The sequence below is a fragment of the Winogradskyella pulchriflava genome (assembly GCF_042434315.1).
GTDB lineage: Bacteria > Bacteroidota > Bacteroidia > Flavobacteriales > Flavobacteriaceae > Winogradskyella > Winogradskyella pulchriflava.
Genome location: NZ_JBHLTQ010000001.1, coordinates 388,374 through 400,770 on the forward strand (window position 1 = coordinate 388,374; position 12,397 = coordinate 400,770).

7 protein-coding genes are annotated in these 12,397 nt (G+C 35.5%); 4 read left to right on the forward strand and 3 right to left on the reverse strand.

Features of this window, described 5'->3' with window-relative positions; all coding sequences use genetic code 11:
• The first annotated feature begins 82 nt into the window (after positions 1-82).
• The 3 genes from ACFFGA_RS01690 (at position 83) to ACFFGA_RS01700 (ending at position 3,931) form a co-directional block, all read left to right on the forward strand.
• Positions 83-943 (forward strand): cupin-like domain-containing protein, encoded by an 861-nt coding sequence (locus ACFFGA_RS01690; protein WP_386058740.1) that lies wholly within the window; start codon positions 83-85, stop codon positions 941-943.
• Between the two features lie 58 nt (positions 944-1,001).
• The gene (locus ACFFGA_RS01695) at positions 1,002-1,493 is read left to right on the forward strand and encodes a DUF6646 family protein (RefSeq protein ID WP_386058743.1); all 492 of its coding nucleotides are present in this window, start codon (positions 1,002-1,004) and stop codon (positions 1,491-1,493) included.
• A 239-nt stretch (positions 1,494-1,732) separates the two neighbouring features.
• Positions 1,733-3,931 (forward strand): RemA C-terminal-like gliding motility protein, encoded by a 2,199-nt coding sequence (locus tag ACFFGA_RS01700; RefSeq protein ID WP_386058746.1) that lies wholly within the window; start codon positions 1,733-1,735, stop codon positions 3,929-3,931.
• Positions 3,932-3,981: 50 nt separating this feature from the next.
• On the opposite strand, the gene ACFFGA_RS01705 is transcribed toward ACFFGA_RS01700, so the two are convergent.
• A complete protein-coding gene (locus ACFFGA_RS01705; protein WP_386058749.1) occupies positions 3,982-4,455 on the reverse strand; it encodes a regulatory protein RecX in 474 nt (157 codons plus the stop codon).
• Positions 4,456-4,561: 106 nt separating this feature from the next.
• Here ACFFGA_RS01705 and ACFFGA_RS01710 point away from each other — a divergent pair, with 106 nt between their 5' ends.
• Entirely contained in the window at positions 4,562-9,169 is a 4,608-nt protein-coding gene (locus ACFFGA_RS01710; protein WP_386058752.1) for a beta strand repeat-containing protein, read from the forward strand.
• Positions 9,170-9,215: 46 nt separating this feature from the next.
• On the opposite strand, the gene ACFFGA_RS01715 is transcribed toward ACFFGA_RS01710, so the two are convergent.
• Complete coding sequence (locus tag ACFFGA_RS01715) at positions 9,216-11,645, reverse strand: TonB-dependent receptor (RefSeq protein WP_386058755.1); 2,430 nt, start codon at positions 11,643-11,645, stop codon at positions 9,216-9,218.
• Positions 11,646-11,675: 30 nt separating this feature from the next.
• A complete protein-coding gene (recO, locus tag ACFFGA_RS01720; RefSeq protein ID WP_386058758.1) occupies positions 11,676-12,395 on the reverse strand; it encodes a DNA repair protein RecO in 720 nt (239 codons plus the stop codon).
• Between the last annotated feature and the right edge of the window lie 2 nt (positions 12,396-12,397).

Sequence of the window (12,397 nt, forward strand, 5' to 3'; positions counted from 1 at the left end):
TACCCTATAGATTAATTTTATTATACAATTTAATCCAATTGGTAACGTTTTCTTAACTTTGGCATTCTAAAGTTTTTTGACTTTGCAATTAGATTTAAAAAACATACCTCGTGTTGAAACAATAACCAAGGAGGACTTCATAAAACACTATTTTAAACCTCAAAAACCTGTGGTGATAGAACGTTTTATAGAAGACTGGCCAGCTTATTCTAAATGGAGTCTAGATTATATGAAAGAGGTTGCTGGTGATAAAACCGTTCCGCTTTACGATGATAGACCTGTAGATTATAAGGACGGTTTTAATGAGGCACATGCCACCATGAAAATGAGTGACTATGTGGATTTACTTAAGCGAGAACCTACAAAGTACAGAATTTTTCTTTGGAATATCTTAAAGGAAGTTCCGCAACTTCAAAAGGATTTTACATATCCAGACTTTGGGTTAAGACTCATGAAAGGGCTTCCAATGCTGTTTTTTGGTGGTACAGATTCATACACCTTTATGCATTATGATATAGATTTGGCCAACATCTTTCATTTTCATTTTGAAGGCAAAAAACAATGCATCCTTTTTGACCAGAAACAGAATAAATACCTCTACAAAGTACCACACTCCTTAATTACAAGAGAAGATATAGACTTCCACAATCCTGATTTAGAAAAATGGCCAGCGCTAAAACATGCTAAAGGTTGGATTTGTGATTTAAACCATGGTGAAGTTCTCTATATGCCAGAAGGTTATTGGCACTATATGCGCTACATTACACCAGGTTTTTCTATGAGTCTTAGAGCCATTGCCAGAAATCCTAAAAATCTTGGCAAAGCGCTATACAATGTTTTTTTAATGCGTAATTATGATAATTTAATGCGACGCGTACGCGGACAAAAATGGATTGATTGGAAAAACGAAAAAGCCATTTCTAACACCAATCAATTTATCTAATTTTCTTACAGTTATAAATACTATTGTTATATTTGCCCACATTTTTAAAAATTTTGACATGAAAAAAATTGTATTAATAGTAGCATTATTGGCATTTAGCTTTGGTAACTCACAAGCTTTTGAAGGCAAAGGAGACCAAAAGCTTCAAATTGGTGCTAATTTTCAGGATGAAGCAACTGGTATCAATGTTACTTTTGATTATGGCTTAGGAGAAAACATCTCTGTTGGTGTATCTTCTTCTTATGCCTTAGGGATTGATGACCGTTTAGATGCAGACTTCGGTGACCGTTTTGACCTTAAAGCAAGATTTAATGCCAACTTAGGAAATGTAATAGACATAGATCCTAACTTTGATTTGTATCCAGGACTTAGCTTAAGTTTAAAGAACTTTGGTGGTCATGTAGGTGCACGTTATTTCTTTTCTCAAGGTTTCGGAATATACTCTGAAGCATCATTTCCTTTAGCTAAATACAGTGACGATAAAACAGATATTGGTTACTATATCTACAACCAATTTACTATAAGTATAGGAGCAACTTTCAATATTTAAAAGTTAATCCCTTATAAAATTTTGAAGCCCTTTTAATTAAAAAAGGGCTTTTTTTTATTCTCCCTTTTTTAATTTCTTTTCTCAAGTATCTCAAAAAGTGTATTTCGTCGATATTTTTTAACGCTTCATCCCTCAACCATACACTTTATCGAAAAATCCTGTGTTTTATCAGTAGTAAATCTGTTATTGTATCTAGTTTTATAATCCCTATTAAAACTAACCCTAACAAATCAACCTATATGAAAATACACTACATTAAGGTGTTACTTGCTGTATCATTATTTTCTTTTTTAACCAGTTATGGATATAGTAATAAAGCCGCAACAGAAATCAACACATCAAATGAATTATTAATCTTTTCTTATCCTACTTCTTTATCAAACTTTGAATATGAAGTAAATTTAGGACCATCAACAAATCAAACTTTTAGTATTAATGATGGGCTGTTATTAACAAGACCCTATACCATTACTGCTCCTGCAGGATTTGAAGTCTCTACATCATCATCTTCGGGATTTAGCAATTCCATTGTCATTCCTGGTGCTGTTATAGATTTAGGCTCCGTAACTGTGTATGTACGCTTAGCATCGGGTTTAGCCATAGGTACTTATAGTGGAGATTTAACCATCACTGCTCCAGATGCTTGGGTTTTAACTATTCTTTACCCAGAAGTAGATGAAACCATCAGCCTTTCTGGTGAGGTAAAAAGACGCGAAACTACTTGGGATGGTAGCACTTGGAATAATGGAACACCAGACATTGAAGCCATAACTACAATAGATAGTAATTATTCTACAACTACCAACGGCAGTATAAGCTCGTGGTCGTTAACCGTTACTTCTGGAGCTCAGTTAACCGTAAACAATGATACCTATGTAGAAATTGAAAATGACGTTGTAGTAGATGGAAATATTACCTTAGAATCTTCTGGTGCATTGGTTCAAAATGAAGACACTGCAACCTTTACAGTAAATAGTGGAGGAACGTCTATTGTAAAAAAATCGACATCTGCCCTTAAAAATTGGTACGATTATACCTATTGGAGCTCTCCGGTAAATGGTGCTACTGCTAGTACTGCTTTTTCGGACTCTAACCCTAACTACAGATTTTGGTTTAATGCTCAGAATTTCCTGGATGTGTTAGAGGAAGTGGATAATACTAATACTTATGTTTCGGGTCATGATGACATAGATGATAACGGAGATGATTGGACCTTATTAGGCAACTCTGATGTTTTAGCTCCTGGTGTTGGCTATGCTACCACGCATACACCAGTTGGGTTTACCTCAGGTAATAGTTATGAGTATGAATTTTCAGGTCCTTTTAACACTGGTACTATAACTACACCTATTTACTACAACGGAGATAATGGAGACAACGATTGGAATTTTATTGGTAACCCATACCCTTCTGCCATAAGTGCTGATGATTTCTTTACCGAAAACGCTTCAGTTGTAGGTGATGCCATCTATTTATGGTCTCATGCTACTTTACCTAGTAGCTCTGCTGGAGGTAATGAAGTTTTAAATTATTCATCAGATGATTATGCAATTATCAATTCAGGAAGTGGAGAAATTGCTGGAGGTTCTACTGTAATTCCTAATAGATATATTCCTTCTGGTCAAGGCTTTTTTGTGCAAGGTGCAGCAAATGGCAACGCAACCTTTAACAATGCTATGCGTATGACGGATAATACAAGCAATAGTCAGTTTTTTAGACCAAACACTCCTATGCAAAATAAGCTTTGGGTAAATTTAACCTCAGACAACGGAGTATTTAATCAAATATTAGTGGCTTATGTAGATGGAGCCACAGATAACAATGATGGTTCTGCTTACGATTCGCCACGTTTTCTTTCTTCAGGTACAGCAGCTGTAATCTATACTTCAATTGAAAACGATACAGACACAAAATATGCTATACAAGGGAAAGCTACAACGAGCCTTAATACGCAAGAAACTATTGGTATAGGCTTTTTTACCGCTATTACAGAGGCTACCGTTTACACCTTTTCTATTCCGAAAAAGCAAGGAGATTTTATGAATACTAATCCTATTTTTATAAAGGATAACCTACTGAATGTAACGCATAACCTCCTAGAGTCTGATTATTCATTTACCTCTAGCACAGGTGAATTTAACGACCGTTTTGAAATTGTATTTACATCGGAAACCTTAAGTGTAAAAGACGAAGTCTTACAAAACAGCGTTGTAATTAGCGAGCTTAATAAAAACAGCATAAAACTAAGTGCTAATGGCACAAAGCAGATTGAAACCGTAGAACTTTATAACATAGAGGGAAAACGCGTTTGCAACAAAGAGATAAACAATTTTGATGGAGTTATAAATGTATCTAACCTTAATGTTGGCACATATATAGCACAAGTGAAGTTTGATAATGGTGCTATGGTTAAGCAAAAATTGATAAAACGTAGATAAGTTTTATTTTGGGACGAAATGCCTGCAATGCTCTGTGCCTTGCAGGTTTTTCATTTAATAGAGGCATTTATTTTTTCGTACACCAAGTGGCTTTCCCAACCTCTGTACAATAAATAATCGGCTACTTTTTTCTTCTTTTTATAGCTATTGGTTTCTTTTACCTGTTGTATTCGTTTTTCTACCAGCTCATCAAGGGTTTTATAATAATCTTCATCGTTAATTTCCTTTAAGGCACTTTCTATACTATACTTAGAGATTTCCCTGAATTTTAACTCTCTTACCAAACGATTTTTGCCCCATTTTTTTATTCTGAATTTACCACGCACAAAAGCTTTGGCAAAGCGTTCTTCGTTGAGATAGTTGTTTTGGATAAGGTGCACTATAATTTTATCAACAGCTTCAGGAATCATTTTCATTTCCCTTAATTTTTCCTTTACCTCCTTATGGCAGCGTTCTTGGTAAGCGCAATAATTCTCGAGCATTTTTTGCGCTTCATCGACAGTATAGGTTTTTTGTGGGTTCATTTAGCGAAAGTATAACTTTTTGTTAATAATTTAGTATCTTACAAAGTCCTGAGTTGCAATGATTTTAAATTATCTTTGTAACTGGTTAATAGTTAATTTAATCCCTATGAAAAAGAATTACTCCCTTATCTTTCTTGCTTTCCTATGCTTTGTCATGTCTGGTTATGGACAATCTGATGTTATAATTAGTCAGTATACTGAAACAAATACAGGTACAACTCCAAAAGGAATAGAAATTTTTAACGTTTCTGGTGCTCCAATAACTTTTACACCAGCTAATAATTTAGAAGTTTTTCAAGGTACTAATGGAGTTCCGTGTACTACTTCAATTGCTAATATTACAAGTGGAACATTAGCTACAGACGAGGTTTGGGTAATTGGAACATCGGAACTAACAGATTATGCTACAGCCAACGGCACAAACTTAAGTGGTGTATTTGTCAACAATAGTATAGCTTTTAATGGTGATGATGCCTTAACAGTTACTTTAGGAGGAACGATTCAAGATATGTTTGGGCTTTGTGGCACAGATCCAGGGTCAGCATGGACTGGAAGTGGCGTTTCTACACAAGATAATAATCTTCAAATTAAAAATGCCATTTGCGATGGAGATACCGATGGTTGGACAGACCCAAGTGTTCGTTTTGACCAAATAGCCATTGGTTCTACTATGACAGGTTTTGGTGATGCACCAGCCAGTTGCTCTACTCCTACTCCAGCAATAACAATCAATCCGGCTTCATTATCAGGATTTAGCGCATTTGTTGGAGCAGGTGCTTCCGCAGAACAAACATTTACGGTTGAAGGTACTTTACTCACAGGTATAGTAACGTTAACGGTTACAGGTAATTTTGAAATTTCATTAACCTCTGGAGGTCCTTACAGCACTAGTTTAGTACTTACTCCGTCTTTAGGCACTTTGAGTTCTACAACGGTTTATGTAAGAATGCAAGGTGGTTTAAGCATAGGAACCTATTCAGGAGATGTTACTGGCACAAGTACAGGAGCATCAAGCGATAGTATAACCTTAGATGGTGAGGTTACAGGTTCTAACAACTCTGATATTATAGCCGTTGCAGCTTCAGAAGCTGCAACAATTTCAAGTACGGTTAATAATCCTGCGCCATTAACCTCAACGCAAGGTGTACAAGTATGGCAAATTACGGTAAGAGATGGTGGTGCTTCTGCTCCAGATGCAGATAATTTAGATACCATACTAACCGATTTAACCTTTGCCCAAGCAGCCGGAAACCAAGTGACTACTTGGACTGATGCTATAGAAACTATTGCTTTATTCAATGGTACTACACGTGTGGCAACAGGAACTGTAACAGCAAACCAGATACAATTTACAGGAATGAACGTGGTTGTTGCTGATGACACCCAAACAACATTAACCGTGAGGTTATCATTACAATGTCCTTTAGGTGCTGATGCTTTTGACAATGAAGATTTTGGGTTTTCATTAAGTAATGCCAATACTACTTTTTCGCCTACTGGTTCTGGTAAAGCATCATTTCCTGCAATAACATCAACCAATGGTCAAAACGTAATTGAAATTTTAGCGTCTCAACTTATTTATACTGCAGGCCCAACATCTACTGGTGTAAATTCACCAATGAATGATGTTATTGTTTCGGCTACAGATTCTTGTGGTAATATAGATACAGATTTTGCAGGTACCGTAAGCTTAACGAGCACAGGTACCATGACTGGCGACCCACTATCCGCAACAATGACTTCTGGACAAGCTGTTTTTACAAGTATCGTACATACAGCTACAGACACAAACAGAATACTTACCGCTTCAATAACAGGTTTAAGTATTGCTGTTAGTAGTCCATTTGATATTACCAACACTACCACTCTACTTCCAGGTGATTTAGCCATATTAGCGGTTAATGTAAATATTGATGATGGTAATGGATCTGACCAAGTTGCATTTGTTTGTTTTCAAGACATTTTGCCTGGAACTACATTCTATTTAACAGATAATGGATATGAAAGAGAGTTTGCCGGATTATGGGGAGGAACTGAAGGTGTTATAGAAATCACAAGAACAGGAACTACGCTTGCTAAAGGTACTGTTATCGTTTTTCAAGGTAATAATGGTAATACTACAAGCGGTAGTCACTTTGATATATATACGTGTGGCTCGGTTGACACTAATTGGACAAAGTCTGTTTTGGCAGGTGGTTCAGGGTTTAACTTAAATTCTGATGATGATATCTGGATAATGCAAGGAGGTGTATGGGTAAATGACACAGGACACGCTAGTACATATACAGGTGGTAATGTGCTTTATGGATGGACAGAAAGTGGTTGGAACACAGCACCAGGAGGTAGTGCTGAAAGCACAAGGTGGTCAACCATTTATCCTGGATTAGATTGTTTTAACACGGTAGCTCCTACAGGACCTGGTTTTGTAAAATTTAATGACCCTGTTAATCCTGACTTTTCAACTGCAACAAATGGTAGAATTGATTGGATTGCATTAATTAACGACACTTCTAATTGGGATACTTATACTAACAATGCTTTATATGCTGCTGGAGGTTACGACTATATTGGCAACACTTCTTGCCCAGCAATGACAATTGCAACCTCTACCTACACCAATGGAAAGTGGATTGGACGGAAAGACACCAATTGGTTTGATTGTGCTAACTGGGATACTTTTACAGTTCCAGACGAAACTGTCGATGTTTTAATTGAAGACCATCCTACATATAACAATTTTGCTAATGTAGATGCTACAGCTACCTATGCTGATGATTATGGCAATATTGCCAAAGCTAGAAACTTAACTATTACTGGTGATAAAGTTGAAATATCTGGTGATATTAATAACATTCTAGAAGTGCATGGAAATTTATACATCGATACCAATGGTGCTTTAGACATGGATGATGGTAATAGTGGTACAAGTGATGGTCAGCTATTTATAAGTGGAAATTGGACTAACATACCTGGAGAAACTGCCTTTGATGAAGGTAACGGAACAGTAATTTTTAATGGTACAGCAATTCAAAGTATTACTTATGGTGGGACAATACCATTCCCTCCTCCTCCATTTGAATCTGAAGTGTTTTATAATGTTGTTTTAGATAATGATTTTGATATTAGTAATACTGACAGAACATTTTATATGGATGGCAATTTAACTATTAACTCTGGCAGATCTTTAAATGTTCAGTCAGGTCAATATGTACATGTTGGTAATATTGTTACAAATCAAGGTACTTTTACATTAGAAGATAGTGCGTCACTAACCCAAGTAAACGATGTTACTAATGTTGGTAACCTTACAATGAAACGTAATTCGTACGTTAAAACATATGATTATGTGTATTGGTCTTCACCAGTTTCTGGCTTTAATACAGATGATTTATTTACCTCTTCAGATGGTTATATCTATGAGTGGGATCCAACTATGGACAACACTCCGTTTGGAGGTTCTGGCCAAGGCTATTGGGTACCAGCAGCCAATACCATAATGGCAGAAGGGAAAGGCTATATTTCTAGAGCACCTGCTTATGCCTCAGTAACACTAGATGAAACTGTTTTTGAAAATGGTGTTCCTAATAATGGTGATGTTAATCTAAACTTATCTAGAGGTACAGATGCAGGAAGCGATAACGACGATTGGAATTTGGTTGGTAACCCATATCCATCTGCAATATCTGCAATGGCATTTTTAACTGCAAACACCAATCTAGATGGTTATGTAAATCTATGGACACATGGAGCTCCGCCTTTAGGCTCAGAGCCAGATCCATTTTATGAAAACAATAGTGGTTTTAATTATGATGAGGACGACTACATAACTGCTAACGGAACAGCAACAACGTGTAGCCCTAATGATGCAACCGTTTGTTTTGATGGGTATATTGCTTCAGGACAAAGCTTTATGGTAAATACCATTAATGGAGCAGCTTCAACAACACTACCAATTGCATTTACCAATTCAATGAGACAGCGCGATTATGATAATTCTAATTTCTTAAGACCGCTTTCTGAGGAAAAGCATAGAATATGGTTAGATTTTGCGCTAAGTGATGCTGATACTGCTGATAGAATTGTAATTGGCTATGTCTCTAACGCAACAATGGGCGAAGATCGCTTGTATGATGCCAAATGGACAGGAAATGAAGCTGAACAACGCTTCTATTCCATTTTAAATGAAAACGATTATTTAATACAAGGTAGAGCGCTTCCTTTTTCTGATGAAGATGTTGTTCCTGTAGGTTATAATGCTACCACAGCAGGAAATTATACAATTGCAATTAATGCGGTTGATGGATTATTTGCTAATGATAATCAGGCAATATACATTAAAGACAACCTACTCAATGTGGTTTTCAATATCACTCAGGCTCCATACACATTTAACTCTGAAGTTGGCGAGTTCAACGACCGTTTTGAAATTGTGTTTACACCACAAGCATTGTCTATTGACGATCACCAAGCAGGTAATAATGATTTAACTATTATTGAATTGCCTAATGGAGATGTTCAGTTTAGCGTGGGTGAAAATCACACCATCATCAATGTAGAAATTTTGGATGTTTTAGGCAGACGTATCTATAGCTTAAAAGGTAACAACGCTACTGAAGTCTATACTTTATCTAAACTAAGCAAAGCGCCTTATATTGCTAAAGTAACTTTATCTAATGGCCAAACTATTAGTAAAAAAGCTATTAAACGCAAGTAAACTAAAATTAGCATATATAAAAAAAGCCTCTTAATTGAGGCTTTTTTTATAAGGTGTATTTTAAGGATAAAATTAGATTTCTGCCTGCTGCTGCAATACCAGATGAATATGGTCTGTAGCGTTGGTCTGTAACATTCTCTAAACTTGCGGTTATGCTTAGATTATCGTTCCAGTTGTATTGTGTTCTAAAATTAATTGTATGCCAAGATGGTGCATACGGATTGCCATCACTATCTAATGCATAGATATAATCTTTTTCAGCTTCAGAAGGTGCTAATTGATTATACGATAGCTCGTTGTTATACACTAAAAACGCATCTAATAAGAGTTTTTCGTTTTTCCAGATAAGATGTGTTCTACCAAAATTTGGCGCCACGTGTCTTACAGGTTCTTCTACACCTTCATTATCTTCTTTACCACCTATAATATTGTATTGTGAGCGTAGTTTTAATTGCTCAGAGAAATTAACCTCAACACCAGCTTCAAAACCATAAATCCAGGCTTTAGATGCATTTTGTATGGCTTGTACATTACTTAACTCACCATCGTAAACAATTTCTGTTTCGCCATTTATTGAGAAATCTCTTCGTATTAATGCATTATCTAAAAAGGTGTAATAGGTGGCCAGGTCAAAAATAACTTTGTTTTCAAAATTTAGTTTTAAGCCTAATTCTCCACTGTAAGCATATTCAGCTTTAAGGTCTTTATTAGGCACTACAACAGAGCCTGGCTCACTATCAAACACCTTACCAATATCATCAATATTTGGTGCCCTAAATGCTGTTGAGGCGTTTAATCTCCATTGTATTAAATTGCTTGGTGACCATGTAAAACCAGCAGTACCTGTTAATGCACCTGTATTAACCTCAGCCTTATCAAAAGGAAGGTTTAAAAATTCATTGTTAGCAGTAAAATCGGCTTTAGCAATAACCTGATTAAACCTAAGACCAGATTGAAATATAAATTTAGGATTAGGTTTGTACTTTAAACTGGCATAAGCAGCTAACGATTGCCATGTTGCGCCATCTGGATATCGCGAAACAGTTGCCGTATTTTCATTGGTATCAATATTCTCATCATGACCATCAGAATTTACCGTATTATGCAAATATTCTAAACCATAAAACAAGTTGGTTTTTTCACTTAGGTCTTTTTCTAAGTCCAAATTAAATGAAACCGCATCTACGGACTCTGCCCTAACCGCTCTTATTGACGATTGAAAGTCTCTATCCTCTCTACTCTCTTTAAAATTTTGATAGGCTATGGTGGTTTGCAGTTTGTCATACAAATTAGAGCTACTGCTCAGTTTTGTAAATTGAAAATTTCCCATAAACCATTCTTGTGGTCCGTAATTCCATTCGGCTGAGCGCAATTCATCACCTCTATAACGTATTAACCTATCGTATCTGGAATAATCTGAAGTAGTAGAATAATAGAGTCCTAAATCAAAGTTTAAGTTATCTGATGGCTCGTACCTTACTTTTTGCATCAGGTTAATTTGGTCGTAACCCGTTGGTGCTTGTACCAAGGGATCAGGATTGGCTACTATAACATCTTCTCCGTTTTCTCTTACCACATATTCTGGTCTTAAATAATCTGTTGGACCATTGCTTCCCATTCTTAAATCATTAAAATCCGTATAACTAGCACTGGTTAAAAAAGCCCATTTTTTATAGCCTAAATTGACATCAATATGTCCTGTTTTTTCTTCATTGGCACTTGCATATCTCACTACGGCATTACCAGTTAAAAACAAATTGTCTTTATATGATAATTGTGGTTTTTTGGTATAAAAACTCATTACACCACCAATGGCATCACTACCATACACTACGGAACCAGCGCCTAAAGTAACTTCGGTATTTTTTATTGCAAACGGATCTATAGAAATGACATTCTGGAGGTTACCACCTCTAAAAATGGCATTATTCATTCGTACACCATCAACCGAAATTAAAAGCCTGTTTGTAGAAAACCCTCTAATCATAGGACTTCCTCCTCCTAATTGACTTTTTTGGATATAGATATTGCCTGTATTCTCTAAAACATCTGCACTCGTTTGTGGATTAGCAACAGTAATATCATTAGCACTGATACTTACTATAGATTGCGGAATGTCTTGTTTACTCTGTTCAAATTTAGAGGCCGATATTACAATTTGATTTAAATCTTCAACCTTAAGCGTTAAGTAAATGATGTTGTTGGCGTTGGCAATTTCAGACTTTTTTAATTGAAGTTTTTGATACAACATACTCTGAAAGTAAATTGTTTCATTGTTATTAAAAACTTCAAGGCTGGCATTTCCATTAATATCGGTGGCAAGCGCCTTGGTTTTTCTTAAATTATATAAAGCCACTCCAGGAATGGGTTCATTTGTGCCTTCTTCTAAAACCGTTATAGTCTGTGAAAAAGTATGTTGAACAAACAGGAATAAAAAAAAACAAAAGATGATATAGCACCTCACTTTTATATGCATTTTTATTATAATCTTTTCGTGAAAATTTACCTAATGAAACACGTCATTAAGTACTTTTAATGATTTTGGTTTTTTAAAGCCGCTCAAATGTAATTCAAAATAAAACAATAACATATTTAAAAACTCTTGTCTTTGTTTTGCATTAATTTTTACAGTAGATAACGCATCAAAATTTATGCCCAACAGCTGTTTTAGTAGTGTTAAATTTTCTCCTGAAATAGAGTAAATACCATTGTTTGAGGCTTCAAAAATTCCGGATTCAAGATTAAAATAGTCATAGTTTTTATTTAAGTTTTCTGGCTGAAATCCTAAATAACGTGTTAACTTTAAAAGGAACAGTAGATGAAAATTAGCGAAGTGCTCTTCGTTGTCTAAATATTGTAAAGTGGCTTCAATAAAGTGGTATAAGTCTTCATTTTTTTCTTCCTCTTTTAGTACGTTTGAAAGAATTTCGGATAAAAACAAAACAATAGCACTTTTGAAAATATTAGTGTGAAGGCTTTTGTAAATATAATTTAGCTTTACTTCTTTTATGGAATGAAGTGACTGGTTAGGCTTAAAGTTTTCTTCTATCTGAAGTTGTGACAAGGCTTGAAAGTAAACTGTTTTTGTCTGACTTTTTTTAGATTTAAGAACACCTCTTAATATATAACTGACAATACCACGGTTTTGGGTGTAGCATTTTACAATAAGATCGTATTCTCTATATTTTAATTTTGAAAGAACAATGCTATTGTTTTTTGTAAGCATGC